The organism is Salisaeta longa DSM 21114 (genome assembly GCF_000419585.1).
Classification (GTDB): Bacteria; Bacteroidota; Rhodothermia; order Rhodothermales; family Salinibacteraceae; genus Salisaeta; species Salisaeta longa.
In genome coordinates this window covers 150,249-175,698 of record NZ_ATTH01000001.1, presented here as the reverse complement: position 1 = coordinate 175,698, position 25,450 = coordinate 150,249, and the positions used below count along the sequence as shown (strand labels likewise).

Sequence of the window (25,450 nt, the reverse complement as noted above, 5' to 3'; positions counted from 1 at the left end):
TGTCTAATTTGCGGAAGCTGTGGTGGCGCTTGCAGGATACGTCAGCGTGACGCCCTGATTCACGTACACCTTGTAGCCGCGGCCCCGGCGCACGGTGCCAATGTCGTTGACCGCGCCCGGACGGTACAAATTGCCTGCGGGGTCTTCCACAACCACCAGGGCGTCGCCCAGCGATGCAAACGCTTCGGCCACCGGCAAATCGCTCGCGGGCAGGTACGGTACCAAGTTCCAGCCTTTGGTGAGCGGAATGGGCGCATCCGTGGGGAGCGCCGTGCCCTGCACGGTGAGGGTTGCGGCTTGCGCCGCATACAGCAGGTAGCTTTCGGAGGGATCCCACGCTGTAAAGGCCTCCAGCCCGTAGGCTGGGCTGTACAGGCGACCGGCTTCGTCCTTTACAATGGCCACGCCGGTGCCCTGCAGCAGCGTCGCAAGAGCAGGGGCGTCGGGGCGAAGGGCGAGCGACACCAGGTTCCATCCGGCCTGCAGGTCGACCGACTGCGTGACCGCGTCGGGACGGCTCAGGTACAAGCGGGCGTCGGGGATGGGCTGCTGGGTGATGCCGGGGCCCGCCCACTCGACCGCGAGCGCTTGCCCTTGCGTGGCCTCAAAGTAAGCCACGGTGATGGCATGAAAGCCCGCCGACAGCTCAACCGTACCCGAGGCTTCCTTTACGCCGTGGATGCCGTCATTATCGGCCACCACCGCCCCGTCGATAGCCAAGCGGCTGCCGTCGTCGGATGCAATGGTGAACGTGTACGTCCCCTGCGCGGGCACCTTCAGGTAGCTGGTGTAGCGGAGCGCAAAGTTGTTGTCGCGCGGCTGCACGTTCAGCGTGAAGTTGTTCGTCGTGCCGGTTTGGGCCGGGGCCAGGCTGCCAAAATCGGGCAGCGCCTCCCACGCGCCGGTGTAGGCGGCGTACCGCACGCCCGTGCCGCTTAGCGACCCGTCGGCCGCTTCCACAGTGATCGTCACCGACGTTTCGGTCGTCTCGCCGTCATCGTCGGTGGCCACCGCGCGCAGCGTGTACGTCCCGGCGCCCACATCCGACCAGGCGTCGCTGAGGCTTCCGGACCCAGACGCTGCGATGCGGGTGGCGCCCGCGTACACCTCGATGGACGCCACCGAGCCGTCGGCATCGTTGGCTTGCACCTCCAGCCCAATCGTGGCCGGCGCGGTGAACGTCGCCCCGTCGGTTGGTTGCGCAAATTGCACCGCCGGCGCGGTGTTCGGCGAACCGTTCCCGGCATCTACGCCCGGATTGTCGCGGTAGGGCCGAATCAGGTCCAGCCAGTCGCCCTTGGGCCAGGCCTCCTCAGCCCACTCGGCCATGGGGCGCAGCAGCGAATACGCCACCCCGTACTCCCCAAAGTTGCGGAGGCTCGTGTACCAGTGATTGGCAGCCGTAACGTCGTTGCCGATGCCGCCGTAAATGCGCTCCGGGTCGAACGATTCGGGTTCCAGGCCGGCATCGCCCGTGCGGCGCGCCCAGTTGTTCGGATCCTCCGGCGCCATGCCTTCGCGGTATAGCGACATCGCCACGTTGAGCACGCGGCGGTACGCGTCCGATCCGATGCCGCCTTCCAGCGAGTGGTTGGGCCAGAAGTGCTGCAGGTCGATGAGCGAGGGCGACGTGTGCCGGTGGTACCACCCTTCCGCCTCCTCGTCCATGCGCCCCTCGGGCATCTTGTCGGCGATGTACAAAATCTTGAGGAACGACGCGATGTAGCGCCACGCGTGCGGCTCGGGATTCTTCACGCCGGCCATAAACATGTAGTGGTAGCGCCAATCCATCGGGTTGATGTCGGTGCTAATGGCCGACCCCGGATTGAGCGTGAGCTGGTGCTGGTACCACGCGGTCGTAAAGAACTTCCACGCAACCCCCGAGCGCTCCCCCTTGATGTTGCGCATGTTCGGATCGCTGCGCCGCGTGAGCTCCTGGATGTGCGGCGCCTGGTCGAACAAGATGCGCGACGACGAGAACCACTGCAGCGGCTCGGCGCTGGCTCCATACAATTCCTTCGCGCGGTGCTCGAAGTGGTTCGTGTGCATCACCTCAAACGACTTCGTCAGCGCCCACTGCATCCGCGAGAGGTTGGCGGCATAGCCATCGTAGGGCGCGGGTACATCTTTGCCCTTAAACTCGTCGCGGCCCACTTCTAACCCGCTCCACAGCCGCTCCACGGCGACTTCGGCTTTCCCCAGGCGTCCGTTGTAGTTCTTCGCCTTATAGATGAGGTCGGGCACGTCGTTTGCGTAGTGATCCCAGACCTCGTGATTGCGAAACTGATCGCCCCACACGTCCACCGGGTGGTGCACCGGCAGCCACTCGTTCCAGTCGGGCATCTGGATGTTCACCGGCAGCTGCCGCATGTTGATGTCCCCCGATATGGGATACGTCTCCGGCGTGATGCCATTCGGAAAGACGTGGCGCTTCATGGCATCGTTGGAGTCGAGCACCCAGTCGAGCCCGGCGCCCGCGGCCCAGTGCACCGGGTCAAGCGCATCGAAGCCCTGGCCTTGGGTGCGCGGCGCGCCCTCGGGACGCGAGCCCGCGGCGGTGGGACCGGGCTGATACGGCGGATGCCACGGGCGGCCCGGCGGGTCGATGGTGCGGCCGTCGGTGGTTTTGATCTTGAGCGAACGAATGTATGCCGCGATCTGCTTTCCTTGCCGCTCGGAGAGGCCGTGGAAGCGCGACCGCTGGACGATCGACTTGTTGGAGAAGGCGAAGTACGCCAGGTCGTAGCCGTTGTCGACATGGCAATCGGCGCACGACGCCCATATGTTCTCGCCGTCCCAGCCGTCAATCAGGAGGCTGCGCTGGTGCCACAGCTCCTCGCCCGCGCGCACGTCGGCCGCCGAGCCAAAGCCGTCGGGCGCGCCCCATGCCCCCGGGTCGTCCCACCGAAAGGTGGTGTTGTCAATCGCATTGGCCCCGCTTGCGGTCCGAAATTCGATGTCGAGGATGCGGTAGCCCGTCGAGGGGTCGCCCATCTCGCCCGACGGATGCGCATAGTTGAACCGAAAGCTGATCACGTTTGCACCGTCGTTGGGGGCACCCAACGCTTCAATGGGCACGGTAAACCGAATGGTGTGCAACGGCCCATCCACGCAGCGCAGAGACGCCTGCGAGTCGATGCAGTCAACGGTTGCGTTGTTGATGTCGACCCACGGGCCGTTGTTAAGGCGCACGGAGGCCTTGTCAACGGTGTAGCCGCGCGGTTCGGCGTACCAGTACGGGTAGCCAATGGAGTAGGCACGCAAGTACAGCGCCTCCACGTTGGACACGTCCGACGCGTTCACCTGCACATCGACGGTGTAGCCGTCGGGACCAATGACCTCAATCGGAAGGGTGACGGTGTTCGAAGCCGGTGCCCACGAGAGCCGAAACGCCCCCGCAAATAACAACGTCACCACGGCGCCGCCCATCAGCAGCGCCAGCTGTCCGGTGCCCGACAAGCGCCGCCAGGTCCACCACGCCACGCCACCCAGCACGCTCATCCCCCCGATGAGCAGTGCAATCGTTCCTCCTGATGCAAACAATCCCCCGCTGAACATACGCAATCTCCTAATTTCGTGGAATACACGGTGCAACGATGCGCTGTGGCATCATGCAGGGTTGCACCCAAGGACCGCGCCAATCCGCAGCACCGCGCAGGCGAGCGCTTCGCCAGCAGACGGCCGCAACGAGCCGGTAACGGAGTATTCTGCCCCACACATCCAAAATTACCCGGAGGTTTTGCCCAGCCGGCCCGTCCCTCGTGTGGGCGGCGGTATCAATGCTCCATAGGTCTACAGATTTACTGCAGCGAACCGCGCCCGCGCCGGTTGGCTGACGGGCGGCCGCCAGCCGCGCCGGTGAAATCATCCCACGCGCATTGCATTTTTGCGCCGCGCCAATCCTGTGACATTTTTGTTAATCGCTCTGCGCCGTCCGTTGGCGGCGCGGAGGCGCAGGGTGTGCCGGGGCGTCTTGTAAGACGAGCCGCAACCTATCGCCCGTTGCAGGGCCCGGCAGGCTGCGCCGCACGCCCTGCACCATGCGCTCGATAGAAAACGCGTGGCGGGCGTGCGCTTGTCCGCGGGCCGCCACCTGTGCGGCGGCGCGTGGGTGGGCCACGATGCACTGCAGACGGTCGGCCAGGGCGTGGGCATCGTTTGGGGGCACCAGCCAGCCGGTCTGGGCGTCGTCAACAATTTCGAGGGCCCCGCCGGCGGCCGTGGCCACCACGGGCCGGTTGGCGAGCATCCCCTCCACGATGACGCGGCCGAACGGCTCGGCCTGTACCGAGGTGTGCGCAATGATGTCGCACGCCTTCATCAGCGTGGGGATGTCGTCCCGAAACCCAAGCAGGTGGACCCGTTCGCTGAGGCCGTGCGCCCGGATGCGCGCCTGGAGCACGTCGCGATACGACGTGTCGCCCCCAAAGAGCGCGTCGCCCACGAGGAGCGCATGGGCCTCGGGCACATCCCGCAAGGCATCCACCAGCACATGCTGTCCCTTCCACTCGGCCAGGCGACTAAACACGCCGACGACGGGCGCGTGCGCCGGAAGGCCCAATTGCGCGCGGCACGCGGTGGCTTCGGCATCGGTAACGGCATCAAACGGCGCCGGGTCGATGCCATTGTACACCACCTGCACGGGCGTTCGTCCGCCCGCTGCCCGAAACGCCTGCTTGCTCGCCTCGGAGTTGGCAATGACGCGCACCGTGCCCCAGTTGGCTGCCTGCACCGCCAGCGTCCGATGCAGCAACGTAAAGTGGTCGGCGGTCAGGAGGTCGTGAAGGTTCCACACCACCGGGCGGTCGCTCCACCATCCGGCCAGAGCGCCCACGAGCAGGGCCTTCTGCGTGTTGGCAACGATGACATCGTACGCTTGCGCCTCGCGCGCCACGGTGCGCACAAGCTGCACCAATGCCGGAACCACTCGAAGCGCCGCGCCCACCGCACCGCGCTTGCGCACCTGGTGAAGGGCCGCCCCGGCGTGGGCCACGCGCACAGAAATGTGGGCGCCGGCGAGGCGATCGCGGAACGGCCCGTCATCGAACAAGAGGACCCGGCTTGTGGCCCGAAAGGCCCGCGCGACATCGAGCAGGTACAGCTCGGCCCCGCCCAGGGCTCCGGATTGATCCAGAAAGAGGATGCGTGGTGTCATGACGAAAGAACTTGTTCGTACACAGAGCGGGTGCGCCGGGCGATAACCGGCCAGTCGAAGGTGCGCCGCACGTGCTGCTGGCATGCAGCAGCGGTGGGCAGAAGGTGCGGGTGTTGCAGCGCGTGGGCAAGTCCGTCGGCGAGCGCCCCCGTCGACGCATCGGGCAGCACCAGCCCCGGGTCGAGGCCGCGCACGGTCTCGGGCAATCCGCCAACAGGCGTAACGAGGACCGGCGTGCCCGCAGCCATCGACTCCACCGTGATCAGGCCGAACCCCTCCAGCGACACGGTGGGGACCACCGAAAGGGTGGCGGCGCGGTAGGCGTAGGGCAGGTCGGCATCGGGCACGAAGCCCAGGAGGCGAATGTGGTCGGACAAGCCGCGGGCGGCGATGCGAGCCTCAAGCACCTGCTGCAGCGGCCCTTTGCCAGCGATGTACACCAGCACATCGGGCACCCGGGTACGGACGTGCTCAACCGCATCGATGAGGCGTTCGAGGCCCATGCGATGCGCGAGCCGCCGCACGCTCAGCACGATCGGCCGGTCGGTGGGCCACCCCAGCCGATGGCGCGCAGCCCGCGGCGGGCCGTCTACAGCAAACTGATCGGCCGCGACGCCGCCCGGCACCACGTGAATGCGCGGGTACGGAACGCCGTAGCTGGTGTGCAGCACATCGCGGAAGGCGTCCGAAAGCACGATGAACGCCGCGGCACGGCGGTACACCATCTGCTCGATGCGGCGCTTGAAAGCCACGCCCCACGTTCCTTCGCCCTCGGCCTGGGCTTCCGCGGCCCACGGGCCGTGAAAGTGCATCACCAGCGGCGCCTGAAGGGAGGGGAGCAGCGGGGCCGCGTACAGCGCAAAGTGCGCCGCGACGACGTCGGGAGAGTGGTGGGCAGCGGCGGCTTGAAACGCCTGCCGGACGGCCCACAGGCGCTGCGGCAAAGGCGCCTCGGGGCGCGCAAACGCCCGCACCGTGTGGTCGTCGATCGCAGGGCGGCCCGTTACCAGTCCGCGGGTCGCTACACCGGCCTCCGGCAGGTGCGTCATCAATCCGTGCACCATCCGATCCAGCCCGCCGCCGGGGCGCTCGGGCAACCAGTTCATGCCGATGTGGAGGGCGTGCAGTGTGGCCGGTGGCGCCGGCGCAACAGAAGAAACGAGGGTCATCATGCGTAGGTGGGAATGAGCGCGTCGGACGAAACGGCAAGGTGTTCGAGACGGTCGAGGTACTGCGCGGCAACGATCGACCACGGATGCTTTTCGGCGGTTTGGCGGGCCTGCGCGGCATACTCCGGCGCCCGCTCCAAGACCGCCGCAAGGGCCTCGGCCAGCGCCTCATCATCTTCGGGATCCGTCACCACGCGGCCCGCCCCCTGCACCAGCGGCGCAGCCCCTACCGGCGCGCTCGTCACCACCGGGCAGCCCGAGGCCAGGGCCTCCAGCACCACCAGCGAGAACGGTTCGTAGCGGGACGGGCACACGCACACGTCGGCCGCCCGCAGGAGCGCGTCGACATCCGAGCGGAACCCGAGAAAGTGCACCCGCGATGCGACGCCCAGCCGTTCGGCCAGCGCCGGGTAGGGGCTGCCCTCCACCCGCCCGGCCACGGCCAGGTGAAGCGCGGGCTGACGGGTGAGGGCGCGCAGCACCGTATCGAGGTTTTTCCGCGGCGTGCGCAAATCGCCAATGAACACGCCGAGCGGGCCCGTTGGCAACCCGAGCGCCGCCCGGTCGGCCGGCCCCGGGTGGAAAGTCGACAGGTCGACGCCGTTGGGAATGACGTCGATGGGTGTGCGCACGCCGGCCGCGAGGAGCTCGGCCTTCACCCGCTCAGACACCGCCACAACCCGGTGCGCGCGCCGGAACGCCCGGCGCTCCCACCAGGCGTTGAGGGCCGTATAGGCCGACTGATACCAGCCGTGCAGGCCCTGCTGCCCGAGGGCGGCGTAGGGCGACTGCTTCCAGCCGCTGTGTACAAAGTGCGCCGCGTTCAGATCGCTTGGCGCCCACGTGATGGCACCGTTGGCCAGCACCGCATCGGGGCGCGGCGTGGCCGTGTGCAGGCAGTGGGCACTGCGGGCGGCAAACACCAGCTCGTTGAGCAAGGCGGTGGGGTAGCGGTCGATGGAGCAGCGGGCCCATGTGACCGATGGGTGTGCCGCGAGCGCCGGGTCGAGCGCTGCCGTCACGCACAAAAGGGTGTGCCCGCGGGCCAGTGCCCCCGTGGCGATGGCATGATTTACGCGACCCTGCCCGTCGCCCGTCACAATACGAGGCGTTACAATGGCAATATGCATGGTTAGCCCTCCTCCGGTGCCGGATCGTAGGCGTCGTAATAGTATCGTGAGGCCTGCGCCATGGCCAAAAAGCTCCAGATGAGCATGCCCCCCAGACCCGTCAGTTGGTTGGAAAAGACAAGCTGCGCGACCATGGCCACCGCCACCGCGATGGCCAACACCGCAAACGGATCGGTCTCGCGCGAGGACACGCGCAGCACGCGCCACAGCAAGAGTCCGAGCCCGCCCACGTAAAACACGGTGCCCAGCCACCCCAGGGTGTACGGGATGGCCAAAAGGCCGCTATCGAAGCTGTAGACCTCACCGCTTTCCAGCTTGGTGGCTTTGCCCATGCTGCCAACGCCCAGCCCTAACGGCGTCGTGAGGGCCTGCACGGTCGCGATGGCGTAGAGATCGGTGCGGGCGTCAAAGCTGTTGTCGGAGGTCAGGTTGCCCATCGACTCGACGCGCGCGCCGACCTGCTCGGACATGGCGCCGCGCATGAGCATGGGCAAGCCGGCCAATATGCCCAGCACCAGCAATACGAGCAGGCGCATGCGGTGCTTGCCATGCAGGCGGTAGACGGCGTATCCCAGCGCCACAATCCAGCCGCCCCAGGCGCTGCGCACCAGCGACAGCATAAAGCCCACGTAGCCCGGCGCCATGGCCAGGAGCGCGAGTGAGCCGCGGCCGTCAAACAACAGCACGAGGCCCGCCATCATCACCACCGCGTACGGCCCGGGCGAGTTGAGCGTGCTAAACACGCGTACCATGAGCGGCTCGGGCTGGCCAATGGAGTTCATCCCCGACCAGGTCATCCACATCGCATCCCAGGGCGCAATCGCAAAGTATTGCCAGATGCCGTAGGCCCCCATCAACAGCGCGCCCCACAAAAACGTTGACCGCACCACGCTTCGGTACATCGGGTAACGCTTCCACTCCGCGACCAGGTGAATGCTCAGCAGCAGCGGCACAATCCACTCCAACAAGCCAAACGTAGCTGCGAACAGGCCCACGCGCACAATGCCAATCAGGTAGCCATACAGCACCCCGGCCAGGGCCAGCAGATACGGCTGAAAGGCCGACGAAAGCAGGCGCGGCAGGATGCGCAGCATGGTGAAGAGCGAAAGCCCCGACAGCAGGTACGGCGTGAGGATGATGTAGCTGAGCGGGTTGTAGTACCCCACCTGCCAGTCCACCAAGCGGCGCAGCAGCGCCGCGATAAACCACATCCACCACGTAAATCCCAGATACAGCATTGGGTTGGTGAGGTAGAGCCACCCGCCGATGCCGAGCGCAACCATCGGGATGAGATAGTTGAGCTGAAAGACAAAGGGCGTGTAAAAGATGGCCGCGAGGATGCACGTGGCAAATACCATTACGCCGCCCGCGAGCAGCGTAGCCCGCGAGCGATCGAACGTAAGCCGCGACAGCCGTGTAGAGGGGGTAGCGATCATGGGGCAAGAGCCGAGACGCACGTCGGCGCTATCGAAGGGACGGAGGGTGTGGGCAGCGGCAGCTTGTCTAGCAGGCGTGCCGCAATGCGCGGCCACGTGAAGTGGCTGCTGTAGAAGGCGGAGGCGGCGCTTCGGCGTTTTTCTTGAAGCGCTACAGAGCGCACCAGGCGCTCAACGGCCTTCGCAAAGGCCTCCGCGTCGGTGTCGGGCACCAGGTCGAAGGCCGTGCCGTTGGCCGTGCGCAGCATGGCGTCGGTGTCGCGTCCTACGGTGCTTACGGTGGGCAGGCCGTGCTGCAGCCCGACCAAAAAGGAGCCGCGGCGCGTCGACACGCCATCGGCAAACGGCGCGAGATAAACGTCTACAGCCGCCAGGTGCCGCGACACGTCGTCGCCCGGAAGCGCGCCGGCGTCGATCAGGCGCACATCGGCAGTCAACGCGTCTTGCACGGCTGCGCCCGCGGCGCCTATGTACAGCACCACCGGCTGCAGTTCCTGACGCGCCAGCCGTGCGGCCGCGGCGTTCACCATCCCAAGCAGTCGCGACGGGTGGGCGCTGCCAAACACCCCCAGCACCGTCGCCTGGGGCGCAATCATCAAGCGGTCGCGCATGGTGGCCCGTTTGCACGGCACGTGCGGCATGTTCGACCCGACGGGCAAGTGGTGGATGGGGGTTGCCGGAAACCAGGGCTGAAAGCGATCCACCCAGGGCGCAATAGAGACGAACGCGGTGTCGGCCGTGCGCATGAGCCGCCAAAACTGAAGCCGCTGCCACGTGGTAAAGACGGCGAACCGCCAGTTTTCCACTCGCACGAACGGCTCGTGCACCATCAGCGCCAGGTGCAGGCGCGGGCAGCGCGCTTTGAGGCGACGCAGGGCCGGCGCTAGGTGCAGGTTCAGTCCCCAACGCCCGTAGCTGAAAGGGTTGTATTGCACCACAAGCACATCGGGCGGATCGGCGGCAATGCCCTCAACCAGGTGCGACAGGCCGCGGCTGCTGGCCATAGACGGCACCAGGTGCAGCAGCGCGCCTGGCACCGCGCGGGCGTCGTCTTGGGCCGTCCAGATGTGCACGGCACACGCCGATGCCAGCGTTTGCCCCAAACGAGCGGTATAGTCGCCAATGCCGTCGAGGGCCGGCGGAAGGGCCGGAAATACAAGGTCAATGCGCATGGTGCTCCATCCAACGGGGGAAACGGGGAAACGCAGATGCAACATAGCGCCCGCCTGCCCGCTGCTCACCACGGGTGTGGATGGTGGTGCTGTCGCTTTTCGCTGTATCCAGACGGTAGAAATGGCGCACGCGGTTCGGCCCGCTGCACACTCGCATCAATCTTGTGACGCGCGGAACGGCCGTCTTTCACCACACGTGGACAGGCATGCTCTGCACGTTCACCACGCGGCCTCCAGGTCTATGTCCGACGCTGCCCTTGCCCCTCGCGGCCTCCATCACGCCACAGCCTTTGCCGGCGACCCGCAGGAAAACATCGATTTCTACGTGGGCGTCCTTGGCCTCCGCCTTGTCAAACGGTCGGTGAATCAAGATGCCCCCGACACCTACCATCTGTTTTATGCCGATGGCGACGGAACGCCCGGCACCGATCTCACCTTCTTTCCGATGCCCGGCGTGCCCGGCCGCGAACCCGGCGTAGGACAGATTGTAGAGCTGGGGCTTGGCGTGCCCACCGGAAGCCTGGACTACTGGGAGGAGCGCCTGCGTGCGCACGATGTTACGGTGCGTGAGCGCGAGACCCGCTTTGGCGAGGCGACCCTGCCTTTTGTTGACCCCCACGGCTTGTGGCTCGCGCTTGTTGCAACCGACGATGCCCGCGACGGCGCGCCCTGGACCGACAGCCCGGTGCCCGCTACGCACCAGATTAAGGGCATGCACGCCGCCCGCCTCTGGGAGCGCACACTCGGCCCCACCGAAACGCTCCTGACCGACGTGATGGGTTTCGAGAAACTGGGCGAGGAGAACGGATGGCACCGATACAGCAGCCGCGGCGGCCACTCGGGGAGCATCGTAGACATTGAACTACACCCCAACAAGCAGCGCTCGCGCGGCGGGCCCGGCAGCATGCATCATATTGCCTGGCGCATGCGCGACGATGCGCACGAGCTAGCGACGCGTGCGGCCGTGCAAGACGCCGGCCTGCGCCCCACCGAGCAGATCGACCGATTTTGGTTCCGTTCGGTGTACTTCCGCGAGCCTGGCGGTGCTCTTTTTGAGCTGGCCACCGACGATCCCGGCTTCACGCGCGACGAGGCCGCCGATGCGCTGGGCGAGGCGCTTATCCTGCCGCCGTGGCTGGAGGAGAAGCGCGACCAGATTGAGGCCGCCCTGCCGCCGCTCACTATTCCCCGCCCGACGCCGGCGCGGGCATCGGAGTAGCGCGGGCTACGGACCGGTGGCTGCAACCGCCCGATCGGCCCCGGCGAGGTGCGCATCCACCCGGCGGGCCGCGTCTTCCCCCGACGCCATGGCATCGCCCACCGAAATGCCGTCCCGGTAGTTTCCCGCAAAGAAGAGGCCCGGATGTACATCTTCGAGTTGCTCCAGCGTACGCACCGCGGCCCCGTGGTTGAGGGTGTACTGCGGGATGGCGCGCGGCCACGCGATGAAGCGCTCAAAGACCGGGGCCCCCTGCACGCCCAACAGCGCCTGCAAATCGTTGAGCACCACCTTGCGCACTGCTGCATCGGAAGCCGCGCCGAGCGTCGGGTGGCGCATGCCGCCCACGAAGGTCGTTAGCAGCACGTGCCCCGCCGGCGCGCGCCCCGGGAAGAGCGTCGATGAGACAAGCGTACCCAGAATCTGAAACTGGTCCTCGGCAGACGGCACCAGCATGCCGAAGCCATCCAGCGGATGCGCCACGTCGGCACGCCGAAAGCCAAGCGCTACCACCCGCACCGGCGGATACGGCACCCGCTGCAGCGGCGACGTGTCCACCGCGGGTGCCCAATCGATCGACCCAAGCGCGTGCAACGGCACCGTGCTAATAAGAGCGTTCACCTGCGTCGCGTCCGTTTCGGTTGCCACCGTCCACGTCCCGTCGGGCATCTGGCGAAGCGCGGTGACCGGCGCCTCGTACCGAATGGCCTCTCCAAGCGCGTCGGCGAGCGCGTGCGGCAGCATCTGGAGCCCATCGCGCAACGAGAAAATACGCCGGTCGGTGGCCGTCGACGCATCGTCGGTAGCCCCCGTCCGTGCGCTGTGCAGGGCCGCCCGCAGCAGCGACCCATGCGTGCGCTCCATCTCATACAGCCGCCCAAACGCATGCTTCAGGGAGAGGCGATGCGGATCGCCCGCAAAGATGCCAGCCACAAACGGATCAACCGCGTAGGCCAGCACCTCGGGCCCCAGGCGCCGCCGCACAAACGAAGCCACCGTTTCGTCGGCGGTGGGCGCCCCGGCTGCGACGAACGGCTCGCGCAGCAGGCGCAGCTTGGCCCGCGTTGACAGCAGCGACGTGGTAAGGAGCGCGGGCGGCGAGAGTGGCAACGGGCGCAGCGTGCCGTCTCGCACGATGAACCGCTTGGTCGCCGCAGGCGCCGCGGACAGGCGCGCGCGTTCCAACCCGAGGTCCTCAAGCAGCCGCGGCACTATGGGCGTTGTAGCGCGCAGGGAGTTGGGCCCATGCTCCACCAAAAATCCGTCCGAGGTGCGCTCCGACCGGATGGCCCCACCCGCAACGCCGCGCGCTTCCCACACGCGCACCATGTGCCCCTGCTGCTGCAGCTGATACGCGGCCGTAAGCCCAGCGATGCCGGCCCCTATGATTCCAATACGCGCCATAAACGTCTATTCGTTTGCGTTCATCATCGGCTGATTGCGGTACGCCGTCATGTCGCCAAACGTTCAGCCCCCGCGTATCGAACGCGCTGCCGCACACGGCGTATACCACGCACGTCAGTTTCACTCAAACACGCCTCTTGCGGCATGGCAGGACACAATAAATGGTCGAAGATCAAGCGCCAGAAGGCCAAGGAAGACAAGAAGAAGTCGAAGGTGTGGGCGCGCCTCTCCCGCGAAATTGCGACCGCAGCGCGCGAGGGCGGGGGCGACCCCGACATGAACGCCACCCTGGCGAATGCCATTGAGCGGGCCGAGGCCGAAAACATGGCCAAGGACACCATCGAGCGTGCCATCAAGCGCGGCACCGGCGAGCTGGAGGGCCAGAATTACGAGCCCGCCACCTACGAAGGGTACGGCCCGCATGGCATTGCGGTATTTGTGGAGGCCATGACCGACAACAACAACCGCACCGTGGCCGACCTGCGGCATCTCTTTAGCACCCACGGCGGCAACCTGGGCAAGGATGGCTCCGTCGGCTACCTGTTTGAGCAAAAAGGGGAAATTGTCCTGCCCGCCGATGCCACCGACGAGCTGACGCTGTTTGAGCTGGCGGTGGAAGCCGGGGCAGAGGACGTGCAGACGGACGACGACGCATTCGTCATTACGACCTCGGTGGATGCCTTCACCGACGTGGAGGGCGCCCTTGAAGACGCGGGCCTCGAACCGGAAAGCGCCGAGCTGACCCGCATTCCTACCACCACGCTCCAGCTCTCGGACGACGACAAGGCGTCTGTGATGAAGCTGGTGGAGGCGATTGAAGACCTCGACGACGTAGACGCGGTGTACACGACCTTGGCACACGACGGCGATGCGCTGGCCCTGACTGCCGATGAGGAATAGCGCCCCCCGTGATTCCTTGTGCGCGCTTGCCTGAGATGAGGCTTATCCTTCACAAGCAGCTAGCCTAACATCGACCTCCCCTACAATGCTGCAGGACAACTGGGCACAGTCCGCGCGGGGGTTACAAACGCAGCCTAGGACGAGCGCCGTTCGGTGGCCATGAGCACCCGCAGGTTGAGCGCCTGGGCCGCCGAAGCCACGGTGGCAAACTGCCCAATCGTTGCGCCCTGATCGGCCCGCAGCACGAGCGTCGACTTGTTGCCCTTCACGCGCCGCAACGCCTGCACCAAGCTCTGCCGCGGCACGGTCTGGCCATCTACGTAAAACTGCCCCTCCTCGGTCAGCGCCACCTGCACGAACTCCGACTCCACCGGGGCCGAGGTGTCCACCTTGGGCAGCGTCACCTGAATGCCCATCTGCGGGATGAAGTTTGACGTAAGCAGGAAAAAGACCAGCAGCAGCAAGACGATATCCGTCATGCCTGCCAGGCTGAAGGTGGTGAGGGGCTCGCGGTCGGGCGAAAAATCGAGCGGCATAGCAAACAGGGAATGAGGCGACAGGGCGCGTGGCACCGGCCGTTACGGCGCGGTTGGCTCCTGCAGGAGGTCGATGAAGTCGGTGGCCGAGCGCTCCATGTCATTGGTGAGGCGGTGAATGTGGCCAATCAGGTAGTTGTACGCCAGCTGCGCCACGATGCCCACAAGAAGTCCGAAGGCCGTCGTGATTAGGGCCTCCCAGATGCCACCGGCAAGCACACTCGGGTTTACGTTGCCCTGCAAGTTCTGGATCTCCCGAAACGCCCGGATCATGCCCAGCACCGTGCCCAAAAAGCCAAGCATGGGCGCCGTGCTTGCAATGCTCGCCAGCATGTTGGTGCGTTTTTCGAGCGCAAACGTCTCGTGACGCCCGGCGGCCTGCACCGCATCCTGAATTTCGGCGATGGGCCGGCCCAGGCGGTCCAATCCATGCCCTATGATGCGCGTGATGGGCACATCGCGCTGCGCGCAGTAGCGCAGCGCCCCGTCAATGTCGCCCTGCACCACGTACGATCGAACACGCTCAATCGCTTCTTCCGGGTCGGCCTCGGCTGTCCGAAGCACCCACAACCGCTCGATGAACAGGTACAGAGCTGCAATGGAAAGGAGCAGGAGCGGAACCATCACCCAGCCGCCCTGCATGATCAGGTCGAGCCAAGACGTGGTAGCAGACGCGGCGGTACGAAGCGAGTCTGCGGCGGCCGAGTCGGCCGGCACGGCCGATACGGCCTGAAGAAAAACGATCATAGACAAGGAAGTACGTGAGAATCGAAACATTCAGTGGGAAAGACCAGCGGCGCTCCGGGTGCCTCACCCCGCTGCCCGGTGGGCCTCTGCAGCGCCCTTACAGCCGCAGCGGCCATGCCCCCGAGGGCACCTGACCACTCAGGCGTTCGCGCAAGACGGTCACATCGTTTCGTGAGGGCAACTGCCCGATGCCCACGCGATACCGCGTGACGCCATCAACGGTTGCCGTGATAACGCCGACGGGCACGTCGAGGGTCAGCTGCTCGCGATACCGCGTCACCAATGCTTCTGCCGCTGCTTTGCTCGTGCGCGAGGCCACGATGAGCGTCCACCCCTCAGCTGTTTCTGCAAATTCGAGCGGCGCACCCGGGCGCACCGCCGGGGCAGGCGAAACAGCCGGTGAACGTGCAGATGCTTCCTCGGGAGCTGCACGCGATGTCGCGGTCGTCTCTTGTGGGGCCGATGTACCGGGCGATACGGCTGGCGTACCGCTCGTAGCGGCAGCGGGCGCAGCCTGGTTGGATAACGTACCTGACGAACCGGACGCGGACGGTTGAGCGGTTGGGGATGATACATCTGCTGGCGCCTGCCATTCGGCCCACAAGTTTTCGGGACCGGGCACCACCCCGGCTTGCCCGAGCACAAACCAGCTGCCGCCCGCTAACACCACAACGGCAAGGAGCAATGCCGTGATAGTGCCCCACCCGATGCCCGATTGTTTCGCAGGCGCATCGCTTGGCTGCGGCGCACGGTCGCTTCCCGCAGCCTCATCGGGCGCTGGCGTTGGAGGGGCCGAGGCACCAGGCATTTCGGGCTGGCGCTCCTCCGTGCCGGAAGGGGCTGCGGCGCCGGTGGCTGCATCGCCGGATGATGAATCGTCGCTGGCTGCTGAAGAAGACGGCAAATCCCAGTCGTCGCTTGCCCAGAAATTTGTTCGCTCATCGAAATCATCGTCCTCGAACGCGCTCGGCTCGTCCGGTGATTCATCCCCTGCCGCATTCGCTTTCGCGGAGGTCTCTTCGGGGGAAGGCCCTGCTGCATTCTCGGTGGACGTCGAAGACGGCGGCGGGCCAGGATCCGACACCGCGTCTGTAGATGATGGCTCGTCGGGCGCGGGCTCGCTGCGGGACGCTTGTGTCTCGTCCGCTGGTTCACTGCCGCCCAGCACCGGGTACATGTCCGACAAATCGGGACGCGCGGAGGCCTCTTCAGCACCTTCGGATGCCGAGGACGCAGGTTCGGCCGATGGTTCCGTATCGACCGCAGGCTCCGAGGGTGCCGGGCGGTCCGGCGCCTCCGCGGTTGTCGCTTCGGCCGCCGCGGCTGCCGATTCTTCGCTCTCGTTCTTGGACGTCTTGGAGCTCGCTGCCGCTGCCCACGCCCCGGTTTTAAGGCCACGCGCGAGCGTTTCAGCGGTGTGCTCCTCATCGGCCGGCACGTCGCTCGCGACCTCTTCGGCATCTAAGCCGGCAAACTCGTGGTTCACCGACCGCGCCAAAAACGGACTCGATTCGAACGCGAGCCGCCCGGCGGCCTTGCGAAACGTTCCGAGCTTGGGTACGCGCACGGTCTTGCCCCGATCGGTACGCTGCTTAATTTCGCCCGCAAACGACTCCAACAGGGCCTGCGCTTGGTCCTCGGAGATTTCGAGTTCTTCGGCAAGGAGAGCAGAAAGAGACATAGCCGGAACGTCCGGTAATGGGCAGGATGCGTGTTACACGGGGCAAATTATCAGACGCTGGTTGTACGTCCTTCGCGGGCTCCGCCAGGTGTGCGGCAACAGCCTCTTTGGCGGATGCGCCGGCACGCGAACGGAGCAAACAGCACGCAAAATCATGCGCGCGGCGCCTACGGATCGGGCGTAAAGACGACCTCGTCGCGGGGCGGCGCCATGTACGGCCGGCCGTCCTCATCCTTCTTGATTTCGCTGGCATGATGCGTAACTTCCAACAGGCCAAGCTTGGGAAAGTACACGGAGCGCCCTTCAACCAGCTCGCGCCGGGTGACGCGTGAGAGCGCTTCGATAATTTCTTCTGCCGAAGGCATATCGCTAAGAGAGAAAACCCATGATCCGAACAATTTGCGCGACCAATACGCTACACTTTACAGGGTAACAAATACGCACTGTAAAAGAAAAGTGAAGCAACAGATTTTATGCAACCGGCCGAGAAATGCCGTTGGGCGGCGGGCCGCTACCATACGAATTGGAGCCCTCCCATGAGTACCGGCGCGGGCTGCGGGTAGCCCGCCCAGTAGGTTTGCGCGCCGGGGATGATGTTGCGCAGGGCCCCGGTGATACGGATACCGGGCTGTAGCGTATAGCTGCCTTCCACGTCGAGGTCGATGAAGGCGCCGGTGCGTTCGGCTTGCGCGAGCCCCGGATAGCGGGCCCCCGCCACGGTAGCCTGCAGGGCGACGCGAGCGGCATCGTCCATGAACGGATAGGCCACCAGCGCATCGAGGGTAAGGGGCGAGACGTTGGGCACGGCGAGGTCGGGTTCGGTGAGGCGCGCGCGCCGGAGGGTAATCCCCAATGAAGCCTGTACCGGCAGCCCGCCTTCGAGCGCCACGGAGGCCCCGCCTTCAATAATCTGAGCAGACTCGTAGCCCAAACGAAAGAGCCCGGTCGTCAATTGCCGGGTATCGCGGGTTACGAACCGAAAGTGCGGGGCGTACCGGTACCGGGCGAAGGCGCGCACCCGCACGGGGGCCGCTGCAATCCGGACGCCGCCCTCCAGGCGCGTGGTTTCGAGCGTGGGCTGCACAATGGGCGCTCCGTTCAGGTACGGACTTTCGGCAAAGAGATGGGGCACCGTGGTTGGCTGCAGGCTCGGACGGTTCTGCACATACACGCCCAGCGCCGCTCGGGGCTGCCACGAAACCGTAAAGCGCGGCGCCAGAAAGGAGCCCGTGGTGCGCCCGGGGGTTGCCCCGACCGGCCCGCGAAGCGACGAGAAGTACAGCCATTGCAAACCACCGTACACGCGCAGTGCGCCGGCTTGAAAGAGCCCCGCCGCAAGGCCAAGGTCGGCGCCAAAGCTATCGCCGGAAAACGCGCTGGCACCGTCGAGGCCGCGTGCGTGCAGGCTCGACGTGAAGCGCGCGGGACGCTGCGCAACGGTAAATCCGGTATTGAAATCGAACGTCAGGTCTTGCGCTGTGAAGGGCGCCGTGGTGGCGGTGCCATCGGTCGACCACTGGCCCACGTCGTACGTCAGCCGGCTCTCGATCTGCAGGGCACCCGTGTGCTGCAGCGCGAGCGTTGTGCCCCCGCCGCCGCCCGTTCGCATCGGCGTTTCCTGCAGCGCCCCGGGCGGCTCCAGGCCGTAGAGCACGTACTGATCCCAAAATCCGTGGACGCTGCCGTCAAAAGATGTTTGCCCTCCCGTGCTCGATAAGCCCAAGCGCCCGTTGAAAGCATCCCTCTGGGCTTCGAGCGGCGATCCCTCCGGCTGAAATCCGCTACGCCCGGTGTAGCTTGCGTCGATGAGGAGGGCGGTGGCGCCATCCAGCGGCACGGCACCGTGTCCTGTTACTGCGCGGGTGAGGTACAGCCCCCCGGCGGCCGCGAGCGTGCCGTACGCCGGCGGCGCACTGGCGAGGCGGAGGGGCGTGGTGGTGGGCGGCGCCGGCGGATTTTGGGGAAGCGTTGCGCGTTCTTGCTTGTACGTGCCTACATACGGCCGATGGGTCGCGGGCGCTGGGGGCACGGCGGGCGGCGTTTCAAATCCTGTAAGCGGCTGCCGCTCAATCGTTGGGAAGTTGATCTCGCGCGTGCCCCGTATTTCGAAGCGCTGGGGCGACAGGTCGGGCAGGTTGGCCGACGACGGGTCATCGGCCGGGTCGGTTTGTTGGGCATACGCTTGCTGCCCCTTTCCAACGCCCCCTACAACCCATCCACCCAAGACGAGCACGAAGCACAACGCGAGAGACCGAAGACACGGCATAGCAGAGCGAAGCAAGTTAGCAAAAGCACAGAATCCGTCCATTAAGGGCGACGGGCCGCACCGAGAGCCGCACGCACTTGTTGCACGTTGTGCTGCATCAGCTGTGCATACGTGGACCGCTCGTGTCCGCCCGTTAACGGATCGAGGCGCACCCATTGGCAGGACGCCGCCGCAAGCACAGCGCGCGCCGCACCGGGCGGCGGCTCGGGCAGGCCGAACAGCACGCACGGGCGCAGCTGCTTGGCACGCGCAATCAGTTGTTGCAGGTGCTTGGGCGAAGCGCCTACGCCGTGCCGGAGGGTAACGATCCCGGCCAGCGGAATGCGGTATCGGTTCAGAAAATAACGAAAGAACGGGCGGGTTAGCAACACCGGCTGCCCAGCTACGGGTGCCAGTGCGGTTTGCCAGGTGCGGTGCAACGTGTCGAGGCGCGCCTGCCATTGGGCGGCACGCTGTTGGAGGGGGCCGCACGGAGCTACGCCGTGTGCGCACAGGGTATCGGCCAACGGTGCGATGAGCGCGGCCACCGCGCGGGGGTCGGTCCAAAAGTGGGGGTCTTTTGCTGCACGGTGGGCGGCCTCGTGGGCCACAGCTGTGGGGGCCCGCAGCTGCAGGGTATCTGGCACCAGCGGAAACAACGCAAGGTGCGCCGCGGCCGAGAGGTCCGTGGCCCATCCGTCCAACGCATCGGCAAGGTGCACCACCAGCGCCTGCTCGGCCCGGCGCGCATCCGAGGGGCGGGGCGCATAGGTGTGCGGCGAGGCGCCGGCGGGCATCAGCACGGCCACCGTGTCGGGCAGCAGCGGCTGGAGCAGCGCGGCCGCCGTGGGGGTGCTGGCCACGACCCGCACCGGACGAGCAGTGTCCGGACTCTCACATCCGCTAAGCACCCAAACCACCCCGACAATAATTAGCAGACGAGCAAAAGACATGAAACGCGGCACTAGAGAAACAGCATGAGGAGATGGCCAAACGAGGCATTTGAACGATGGTGCCCACCGCTCGTGCGTTCTTTCTACCCGCACAGGTTGAATATCATGTGATACCATCACGCAAAAGAACACACGGGGCGCCTATGAATCGCTTTCGCCTATGCCCGCTTCTTTTTTAGCTACATATGGTTTCAATCGACCGAACTACTTCCTATATTCTCGTATCTGTTACATCTGCGTGATGCGTTTGCGCGCACAATGTGTCTCTCTTATGGGTTGTCCTACGCAATTGGCAACAGGATGCACGAGCGGCGCATGCGCTTACCGACATATGCGGCATGCAGGACTCCGTCGGCTTGTCATGCGCCGTACCCTATGGATCGTTTGTTGATTGAATGCGCTCCCCCCATGGCTTTCAATGTAGACCACGTTTCGTCCGATACGGTTGTTGTGCATATGGGCGAAACGCTAGACTTTCGTAACGCTCCCGAGTTTAAGGACACCTTTCAGTCGTACGTTGAAGACGGCGTTCGGCAGTTTATCCTGGACTTTTCGAAAACCGAGGTGCTTGATTCTACCGGGCTGGGTTCAATTTTCTCACTGTACCGGGAAATCTCGCCGGAGGAGGGACACGTCGTTTTTGCAGATGTCTCGGAATCGGTACAAGTCGTCGTCCAGCTAACCCGTACCTATAAAGTGTTTCAGCAATTTGATACCGTACGGGAGGCACGCCAAGCTGTCGCTTAGTCATTCCATGGTCCAGCTACTCTTAAAACGGCTCCTGAGGGCGTTATGCGTGTTTCTATGGAGTATCACGATTTGGAGATAGCCCTTGAGGATATGCGGCGCGTAACGGGCACCATAGAAGCAGAGGCCCCGCTGCCGCCCGATTCGCATGCCTTTCACTATGCCCGCCTCGTGCTGCATGAGTGGATTGCCAACCTCATGCAGCATGCGCACTTCCCGTCGCACCCTCCGCACCTTTGTTTGCGGGCAAAAGCCGATGCGCGGCACTTTTTTTGTGCTTTGACAGACAACTCGCAAGGATTTGACTTGCAGACCCACCTGCAGCGCCAGCGCCAGATGGCTCCCACCCTTCCCGACCGCGGGATGGGGCTGCTCATCATTGATGCCTGCACCACACTCTGCGACTACCGGTCCACGCCCGAGGGCTATTATCGCTTTGTCTTTTCTATTACGGCAGATCATGAGCCATGGCTGAGCACACTATACTAATTGTTGAGGACGACGCGACGGTGCGCGAGCTCCTGCGCTACCGCTTGCAGAAGCAAGACCCCTACACCGTCCGTACGGCCGCAAACGGAAAGGAAGCCCTTGCCATCGTTCAGGAATCGCCGCCCGATCTTATCATCTCGGACATCATGATGCCGGAGATGGACGGGTTTGCACTGCAAGACGCGCTACAAAACGACCGCGACACGCGCACCATCCCCTTTATTTTTCTCACCGCACGCGCCGATGAGCCGGCGCGCCGCGAGGGCGGACGCCTGGGCGTCGATGATTACATCACCAAGCCGTTCGACATGGAGCGCTTGCTTTCGCGGGTGCAACGGCTGTTGGAGCGCACCACGATGTTTCGGGAGCAGCTGGATGCGGAGCTGAGCCGCGACTTTTCGGAGCGCCTTATGCCCAAGGAGTTGCCCGCCGTAGAGGGCTACCGGCTCGACTTCCACACGGATTCATTCGAGCAGGGCGGCGGTGACTTGTTCGACTGGACGCGCCTTTCCGACGGCACATACTTCTTTACCATCGGCGATGTGATGGGAAAGGGCGTGCGCGCTAAGTTTTATGCGTTTAGCTTTTTGAGTTATGTGCGCAGCACGCTGCTTTCGCTGGTTCGCGACACGCACGCACCCGGCGCACTGCTCGAGAAGCTCAACACGCTTTTTTTGGAAGACAATGTGCTGGATGAGACCTACGCCTCGCTCTTGCTCATCCACTGGGCGCCCGATACGCACACCATTACATATGCCAACGCGGGCCACTGCCGCCCCGTGCTCTACCGCAACGATGCCGTCGCTATCCTAGAGGAGAGCGACCTGCTGCTGGGGCTGGAGCCCGACGCGACGTACCACGATGTGTCGCGCACGCTTGCGCCCGGCGATGCCTTGTTTACCTACACCGACGGTCTTACGGAGCACCCGATGGCCGATGGTCAATTTTTGGGAGAAGACGGCCTGCTCGACCACCTCTCGGCCTGGACCGATCGTCCCGAGGCCCCTGTCGATCGGCTCCTCAACGAAATTCTTGCGAGCAGCAACAAAGAGCAGTTCACCGACGACGTACTTGCCTTCTGGCTGGGACGCCTCGACGCGTAACCGGGCCTCGGGGAAAGCCGTGCGCCTACGGCATCCTTCGCCGCATGCGCATCTTACCACCGCCTACGGGGCGTGGGGGCCCGTCCGCTGCGCCGGGGGCGGTCAAACAGATAGGCGTTGAGCGCCACGGCCTCGGCCCGCCGGTCGCCGTCGCGGTCCATCATGCGGGCCACGGGTACGTCGCCCATGTACACGGTAAGCACAAAGCCGCCGTGCCGGTGCGGCTGCCAGCGCCCGCGCAAGGGAGGCGCGCCGCGGTACCTGAGCCGGGCAATGCGGCGATAGATCGACACGCCAAGCGTGAGGCGTATCTCGCCAGCGGACAGCAGTGCGCGCCCCCGGAACACGCGCCGAAAGACCACGCGCCAGTTGCGCGGCTGCCACGGCCCACGGCCTGCACGCTGAACGCCATGGTGCGTAAGCACGCGGGCTCCGGGCGGGAGCGCCGCATGCCGCAACTGATGACAGAGACGTGGCGGCGGCTGATGACCCGGCGGGCGTCCCGGCACCCACACGCGGCACGCGCCCGGTGGCGGGCGATGGCCCGGCGGCACGTGCAGACCCCGGTGGGCGGCGGGCGCCCCGCGATGGCCGGGCCCAGGCTGGGCCTGCACGACATGCGGCATCACCAACCCCAGCGCGCTCATAAACAAGCAAAGTCGAAGCATGGCACTCGCAAAAGCAAACAAAGACGGTGGATTGATGTAGCCCCCATGAGCACGCACAAAGTAACAACCTGCAGCCAACATAGCCTCGCTTTATGAAACCCGTAGCCCTTAGCATTGCCGGAAGCGACTCCGGCGGCGGCGCCGGCATCCAAGCCGACCTCAAAGCCATGGAGGCCAACGGCGTCTTTGGCACCAGCGCCCTAACCGCCGTCACAGCGCAGAACACGCACGCTGTGGAGATGGCGTTCGACCTGCCCCTGCGCATCATCCGTGCGCAGATTGACGCGGTAGCCAGCGACTTTCCGGTGGCTGCGGCCAAAACCGGCATGCTCTCGTCGGCCGCGATCATCGAAACGGTGAGCGACTGCATCGCAACGCACGAGCTGACGCCGCTGGTGGTAGACCCGGTCATGATCTCGAAGAGCGGGTACAAGCTACTGGCCGACGATGCCATCGACACGCTCATCGAGCGCCTCATCCCGCTGGCCACGGTCATCACGCCCAACCTGCACGAAGCGCGCCACCTGCTGCAGATGGATGTGCAGACCCTCGACGACGCCCGCGCCGCAGCCAAAGCGCTCCACGAGCTCGGTGCCAAGGCCGTGCTTGTGAAAGGCGGGCACCTCAGCGACAGCGACGAGGCCGTCGATGTGCTCTACGACGGCCGTAGCCTGCATACGTTTTCGGCGCCCCGCATCGACACGCCCCATACCCACGGCACCGGCTGCACCTACGCCTCCGCCATCGCCGCACAGCTCGCCCATGGGCGGTCGCTCACGGACGCCGTTGAGCGGGCCAAGCAGTACGTAACGCGCGCCATCGAACAGGCGCTTCCGCTGGGCAGCGGCCACGGCCCCACCAACCACTTTCCCACCCTCGATACGCCGGCGACGACTCCGTCAGCAGCATCTTAGGCGGAACTTGAAGGCCCCGCGGCGCAGGCCGCGAGCGACTGGAGCTCCCACGCCTCTGGGGTGATGGCGGCTGATGGGCCGTGCAGCACGGCCGCCATCAGCTCAATGGACCGGTACAGGCGCGGGCCCGGACGGTTGAAGTACGCGTTGCCATCCAGCAGCGCTACGCGCCCGGCGCGCACGGCCGACAGCTCGTGCCAGCCGGGCCGCTGCGTGAGGTAGTGCAGGTTCTGCCGGGTGGTTTCAATGGAAAACCCGCACGGGAGGAGGGCGATCACGTCCGGGTCGGCGGCCTGCAGGTCGCTCCAGGCCACCCGCTGCGAGGGCCGTCCGCCGGTGGTACAGACCGCCCGTCCCCCCGCCTGATCGACGACATCCGGCATCCAGTGGCCCGCGGTCATCAGCGGCTCCATCCATTCAATGCACGCCACCGTAGGCCACCCGCTGGGGTCGGCGCGGCGCGCGCGGCCCAGGCGTTCATGGAGCCTCCGCAGGCGCCGCTCACACGCGGCAATGCACGCCATGGCGCGGGGCAACGCCTCAAGGGTGCGCCCAAGCCGCAATGCGTCATCGAGCACTTCTTTGAGCGTTTGGGGCGCCAGCGAAACGACCTCCGGCGCGGTGCCGGTCCAGTCGGCCAGTGCGTGCTGCAGGTCACTGCGCGAGACGGCGCACACGTCGCACTGGTCTTGCGTCACAATCACATCCGGCCGCGCAGCCCGCAGGCGCTCCAGATCCACCGCGTAGAGGCTCAGCCCGTCGTGGAGGTGCTGCTGCACCGCATGGTCGATCGCGGCCGAATCGTCGCCGCTCTCGTACGTAGCACGCGTGAGCACCGGCACGTCCTGCACAGCCTCCGGCGGAAACTCGCATTCATGCGAGCGGCCCACCAGGGCATCGGCGCGCCCAAAGGCGCAGATCCACTCGGTAGCGGCCGGAAGCAACGAAACAATACGCATGACTCTGGAGGGCGTCAACGAAAGGGGGCCGTACGCCCACAGCCTGCTGTCACGTGCATGCCGCGAGCGCTACCCGTAATGTATGAACGGCAAGCGTGTGCCTGCGCGCAGATGCGACCGCGGAGCTGCACACGTTGTGCGAGAGTGCACACGCTATGAGGAGATCTGCAGCACGGCGCTGTCGGCATCAAGTCCTTCTACCAAAAGGGTATACAATCGATTCTTAGACGCACGTAGCCGCTCGAAGGCCTCCTGGATGTCAAGGACCAGCGTGATGCGCCGGTGCAGGGTATCCATTTCGCCGGCCGCGTGCGTGGCAATGGGACGAAACCCCAGCACACGGGTGTGGAAGTTGTACGGACTGTGCTCTTCCCCCTCAAACACATCTGTAACGTAATGCGAAAATCCTCGCTGCAGCGTGTCGCATGCTGCGATCTGCATCAACTTGAACACGACGCGAATCCGCCGACGGTAGCGCGGACGCACCGCAAAGCGCCCAATCTCGGCGATCCGGTGCTCGCGGATAAACGCTTCCACATCGAGCGCTTCGGCCCCGTCTTTCATGGTTAAATTGTACTGCGCATACTGCATGAGCGGGGGCGCGTAGTGCACACGCAAAACCCCTGCGGGCATGCCGTCTACCGTAGCCACGGCCCACATAATGTCCGGATTGTTCAAGTCGGCCGCTGGAAACAAATCTTCAGCAGCCGCAACCCACTGCTTCTCCTGGGCATAGGTTGCGCGCAGTACATCCAGCGCGTGGGCACGGTCTTTGGCGGTTGTGGCGCGGCGTGCGGTGGTATCGGATCGCATCAGGACGCGT

Annotated in this window: 22 protein-coding genes; 6 read left to right on the top strand and 16 right to left on the bottom strand. The window is 65.3% G+C overall.

What is annotated here, in order from left to right; translation table 11 throughout:
- Positions 1 to 3 precede the first annotated feature (3 nt).
- From SALLO_RS17495 to SALLO_RS14290, 6 genes are all read right to left on the bottom strand, one after another.
- Entirely contained in the window at positions 4 to 3,501 is a 3,498-nt protein-coding gene (locus SALLO_RS17495) for a PA14 domain-containing protein (protein ID WP_022834431.1), read from the bottom strand.
- A gap of 415 nt (positions 3,502 to 3,916) precedes the next feature.
- Positions 3,917 to 5,155, bottom strand: a complete 1,239-nt coding sequence (locus SALLO_RS14305; RefSeq protein ID WP_022834430.1) for a glycosyltransferase family 4 protein — start codon at positions 5,153 to 5,155, stop codon at positions 3,917 to 3,919.
- Positions 5,152 to 6,327 carry a glycosyltransferase family 4 protein gene (locus SALLO_RS0100775; RefSeq protein ID WP_051141235.1) on the bottom strand — a complete coding sequence of 392 codons (1,176 nt, stop codon included), beginning with the start codon at positions 6,325 to 6,327 and terminating at the stop codon, positions 5,152 to 5,154. Before SALLO_RS0100775 ends, SALLO_RS14305 begins: the two co-directional genes overlap by 4 nt.
- A complete protein-coding gene (locus SALLO_RS14300) occupies positions 6,324 to 7,454 on the bottom strand; it encodes a glycosyltransferase family 4 protein (RefSeq protein WP_022834428.1) in 1,131 nt (376 codons plus the stop codon). The genes SALLO_RS0100775 and SALLO_RS14300 overlap by 4 nt, the downstream gene beginning before the upstream one ends.
- A 2-nt stretch (positions 7,455 to 7,456) precedes the next feature.
- A complete protein-coding gene (locus SALLO_RS14295; protein ID WP_022834427.1) occupies positions 7,457 to 8,890 on the bottom strand; it encodes a glucose-6-phosphate isomerase in 1,434 nt (477 codons plus the stop codon).
- Positions 8,887 to 10,062 (bottom strand): glycosyltransferase family 4 protein, encoded by a 1,176-nt coding sequence (locus SALLO_RS14290; RefSeq protein WP_022834426.1) that lies wholly within the window; start codon positions 10,060 to 10,062, stop codon positions 8,887 to 8,889. Before SALLO_RS14290 ends, SALLO_RS14295 begins: the two co-directional genes overlap by 4 nt.
- 241 nt (positions 10,063 to 10,303) lie before the next feature.
- Here SALLO_RS14290 and SALLO_RS0100755 point away from each other — a divergent pair, with 241 nt between their 5' ends.
- Positions 10,304 to 11,281: a ring-cleaving dioxygenase gene (locus SALLO_RS0100755; protein ID WP_022834425.1), complete on the top strand. Its 978-nt coding sequence runs from the start codon at positions 10,304 to 10,306 to the stop codon at positions 11,279 to 11,281.
- Positions 11,282 to 11,287: 6 nt separating this feature from the next.
- On the opposite strand, the gene hemG is transcribed toward SALLO_RS0100755, so the two are convergent.
- Positions 11,288 to 12,685: a protoporphyrinogen oxidase gene (gene hemG, locus SALLO_RS0100750; RefSeq protein WP_022834424.1), complete on the bottom strand. Its 1,398-nt coding sequence runs from the start codon at positions 12,683 to 12,685 to the stop codon at positions 11,288 to 11,290.
- A 144-nt stretch (positions 12,686 to 12,829) separates the two neighbouring features.
- Here hemG and SALLO_RS0100745 point away from each other — a divergent pair, with 144 nt between their 5' ends.
- Positions 12,830 to 13,585, top strand: coding sequence for a YebC/PmpR family DNA-binding transcriptional regulator (locus SALLO_RS0100745; RefSeq protein WP_022834423.1), 756 nt, complete (start codon positions 12,830 to 12,832; stop codon positions 13,583 to 13,585).
- Positions 13,586 to 13,719: 134 nt separating this feature from the next.
- Here the strand turns inward: SALLO_RS0100745 and SALLO_RS0100740 are convergent, their stop codons facing one another.
- From SALLO_RS0100740 to SALLO_RS0100715, 6 genes are all read right to left on the bottom strand, one after another.
- Complete coding sequence (locus SALLO_RS0100740; RefSeq protein ID WP_022834422.1) at positions 13,720 to 14,121, bottom strand: ExbD/TolR family protein; 402 nt, start codon at positions 14,119 to 14,121, stop codon at positions 13,720 to 13,722.
- A gap of 42 nt (positions 14,122 to 14,163) precedes the next feature.
- On the bottom strand, positions 14,164 to 14,868 hold the full coding sequence (locus SALLO_RS0100735) for a MotA/TolQ/ExbB proton channel family protein (protein ID WP_022834421.1): 705 nt from the start codon (positions 14,866 to 14,868) through the stop codon (positions 14,164 to 14,166).
- 97 nt (positions 14,869 to 14,965) lie between these two features.
- Positions 14,966 to 16,549: an SPOR domain-containing protein gene (locus SALLO_RS0100730; protein ID WP_022834420.1), complete on the bottom strand. Its 1,584-nt coding sequence runs from the start codon at positions 16,547 to 16,549 to the stop codon at positions 14,966 to 14,968.
- A gap of 167 nt (positions 16,550 to 16,716) precedes the next feature.
- Positions 16,717 to 16,914 (bottom strand): HU family DNA-binding protein, encoded by a 198-nt coding sequence (locus tag SALLO_RS0100725; RefSeq protein WP_022834419.1) that lies wholly within the window; start codon positions 16,912 to 16,914, stop codon positions 16,717 to 16,719.
- 146 nt (positions 16,915 to 17,060) lie between these two features.
- A complete protein-coding gene (locus tag SALLO_RS0100720) occupies positions 17,061 to 18,815 on the bottom strand; it encodes a TonB-dependent receptor (protein ID WP_157621126.1) in 1,755 nt (584 codons plus the stop codon).
- Positions 18,816 to 18,856: 41 nt separating this feature from the next.
- Positions 18,857 to 19,747, bottom strand: coding sequence for a metal ABC transporter substrate-binding protein (locus tag SALLO_RS0100715; RefSeq protein WP_169577860.1), 891 nt, complete (start codon positions 19,745 to 19,747; stop codon positions 18,857 to 18,859).
- Between the two features lie 375 nt (positions 19,748 to 20,122).
- Here SALLO_RS0100715 and SALLO_RS0100710 point away from each other — a divergent pair, with 375 nt between their 5' ends.
- From SALLO_RS0100710 to SALLO_RS0100700, 3 genes are read left to right on the top strand one after another with little or no spacing between them, the layout of a single operon-like run.
- Positions 20,123 to 20,494 (top strand): STAS domain-containing protein, encoded by a 372-nt coding sequence (locus tag SALLO_RS0100710; protein WP_022834416.1) that lies wholly within the window; start codon positions 20,123 to 20,125, stop codon positions 20,492 to 20,494.
- A gap of 45 nt (positions 20,495 to 20,539) precedes the next feature.
- Complete coding sequence (locus SALLO_RS0100705; protein WP_028566745.1) at positions 20,540 to 20,983, top strand: ATP-binding protein; 444 nt, start codon at positions 20,540 to 20,542, stop codon at positions 20,981 to 20,983.
- On the top strand, positions 20,962 to 22,086 hold the full coding sequence (locus tag SALLO_RS0100700; RefSeq protein ID WP_028566744.1) for a PP2C family protein-serine/threonine phosphatase: 1,125 nt from the start codon (positions 20,962 to 20,964) through the stop codon (positions 22,084 to 22,086). Before SALLO_RS0100705 ends, SALLO_RS0100700 begins: the two co-directional genes overlap by 22 nt.
- 53 nt (positions 22,087 to 22,139) lie before the next feature.
- Here SALLO_RS0100700 and SALLO_RS14285 read toward each other — a convergent pair whose 3' ends face one another.
- Complete coding sequence (locus SALLO_RS14285) at positions 22,140 to 22,754, bottom strand: hypothetical protein (RefSeq protein ID WP_157621120.1); 615 nt, start codon at positions 22,752 to 22,754, stop codon at positions 22,140 to 22,142.
- A gap of 92 nt (positions 22,755 to 22,846) precedes the next feature.
- On the opposite strand from SALLO_RS14285, the gene thiD reads away from it, so the two are divergent.
- Complete coding sequence (gene thiD / locus SALLO_RS0100690) at positions 22,847 to 23,668, top strand: bifunctional hydroxymethylpyrimidine kinase/phosphomethylpyrimidine kinase (protein ID WP_022834412.1); 822 nt, start codon at positions 22,847 to 22,849, stop codon at positions 23,666 to 23,668.
- Here the strand turns inward: thiD and SALLO_RS0100685 are convergent.
- Positions 23,665 to 24,627 (bottom strand): ABC transporter substrate-binding protein, encoded by a 963-nt coding sequence (locus SALLO_RS0100685; RefSeq protein WP_022834411.1) that lies wholly within the window; start codon positions 24,625 to 24,627, stop codon positions 23,665 to 23,667. The two genes, thiD and SALLO_RS0100685, sit on opposite strands and share 4 nt — an antisense overlap.
- Positions 24,628 to 24,780: 153 nt before the next feature.
- Positions 24,781 to 25,440: an N-acyl amino acid synthase FeeM domain-containing protein gene (locus SALLO_RS14280; RefSeq protein ID WP_022834410.1), complete on the bottom strand. Its 660-nt coding sequence runs from the start codon at positions 25,438 to 25,440 to the stop codon at positions 24,781 to 24,783.
- Positions 25,441 to 25,450 lie beyond the last annotated feature (10 nt).

What these genes read in the sequence shown, in the direction of transcription:
- SALLO_RS14280 (WP_022834410.1), bottom strand. Translation starts at nt 25,440, where the DNA reads ATGCGATCCGATACCACCGCACGCCGCGCCACAACCGCCAAAGACCGT.
- SALLO_RS0100700 (WP_028566744.1), top strand. Translation starts at nt 20,962, where the DNA reads ATGGCTGAGCACACTATACTAATTGTTGAGGACGACGCGACGGTGCGC.
- SALLO_RS0100755 (WP_022834425.1), top strand. Translation starts at nt 10,304, where the DNA reads ATGTCCGACGCTGCCCTTGCCCCTCGCGGCCTCCATCACGCCACAGCC.
- SALLO_RS0100710 (WP_022834416.1), top strand. Translation starts at nt 20,123, where the DNA reads ATGGATCGTTTGTTGATTGAATGCGCTCCCCCCATGGCTTTCAATGTA.
- hemG (WP_022834424.1), bottom strand. Translation starts at nt 12,685, where the DNA reads ATGGCGCGTATTGGAATCATAGGGGCCGGCATCGCTGGGCTTACGGCC.
- SALLO_RS0100740 (WP_022834422.1), bottom strand. Translation starts at nt 14,121, where the DNA reads ATGCCGCTCGATTTTTCGCCCGACCGCGAGCCCCTCACCACCTTCAGC.
- SALLO_RS14295 (WP_022834427.1), bottom strand. Translation starts at nt 8,890, where the DNA reads ATGATCGCTACCCCCTCTACACGGCTGTCGCGGCTTACGTTCGATCGC.
- SALLO_RS14300 (WP_022834428.1), bottom strand. Translation starts at nt 7,454, where the DNA reads ATGCATATTGCCATTGTAACGCCTCGTATTGTGACGGGCGACGGGCAG.
- SALLO_RS0100775 (WP_051141235.1), bottom strand. Translation starts at nt 6,327, where the DNA reads ATGATGACCCTCGTTTCTTCTGTTGCGCCGGCGCCACCGGCCACACTG.
- SALLO_RS14305 (WP_022834430.1), bottom strand. Translation starts at nt 5,155, where the DNA reads ATGACACCACGCATCCTCTTTCTGGATCAATCCGGAGCCCTGGGCGGG.
- SALLO_RS0100735 (WP_022834421.1), bottom strand. Translation starts at nt 14,868, where the DNA reads ATGATCGTTTTTCTTCAGGCCGTATCGGCCGTGCCGGCCGACTCGGCC.
- SALLO_RS0100720 (WP_157621126.1), bottom strand. Translation starts at nt 18,815, where the DNA reads ATGCCGTGTCTTCGGTCTCTCGCGTTGTGCTTCGTGCTCGTCTTGGGT.
- SALLO_RS0100730 (WP_022834420.1), bottom strand. Translation starts at nt 16,549, where the DNA reads ATGTCTCTTTCTGCTCTCCTTGCCGAAGAACTCGAAATCTCCGAGGAC.
- thiD (WP_022834412.1), top strand. Translation starts at nt 22,847, where the DNA reads ATGAAACCCGTAGCCCTTAGCATTGCCGGAAGCGACTCCGGCGGCGGC.
- SALLO_RS0100745 (WP_022834423.1), top strand. Translation starts at nt 12,830, where the DNA reads ATGGCAGGACACAATAAATGGTCGAAGATCAAGCGCCAGAAGGCCAAG.
- SALLO_RS14285 (WP_157621120.1), bottom strand. Translation starts at nt 22,754, where the DNA reads ATGCTTCGACTTTGCTTGTTTATGAGCGCGCTGGGGTTGGTGATGCCG.
- SALLO_RS17495 (WP_022834431.1), bottom strand. Translation starts at nt 3,501, where the DNA reads ATGAGCGTGCTGGGTGGCGTGGCGTGGTGGACCTGGCGGCGCTTGTCG.
- SALLO_RS0100685 (WP_022834411.1), bottom strand. Translation starts at nt 24,627, where the DNA reads ATGCGTATTGTTTCGTTGCTTCCGGCCGCTACCGAGTGGATCTGCGCC.
- SALLO_RS14290 (WP_022834426.1), bottom strand. Translation starts at nt 10,062, where the DNA reads ATGCGCATTGACCTTGTATTTCCGGCCCTTCCGCCGGCCCTCGACGGC.
- SALLO_RS0100715 (WP_169577860.1), bottom strand. Translation starts at nt 19,747, where the DNA reads ATGTCTTTTGCTCGTCTGCTAATTATTGTCGGGGTGGTTTGGGTGCTT.
- SALLO_RS0100705 (WP_028566745.1), top strand. Translation starts at nt 20,540, where the DNA reads ATGCGTGTTTCTATGGAGTATCACGATTTGGAGATAGCCCTTGAGGAT.
- SALLO_RS0100725 (WP_022834419.1), bottom strand. Translation starts at nt 16,914, where the DNA reads ATGCCTTCGGCAGAAGAAATTATCGAAGCGCTCTCACGCGTCACCCGG.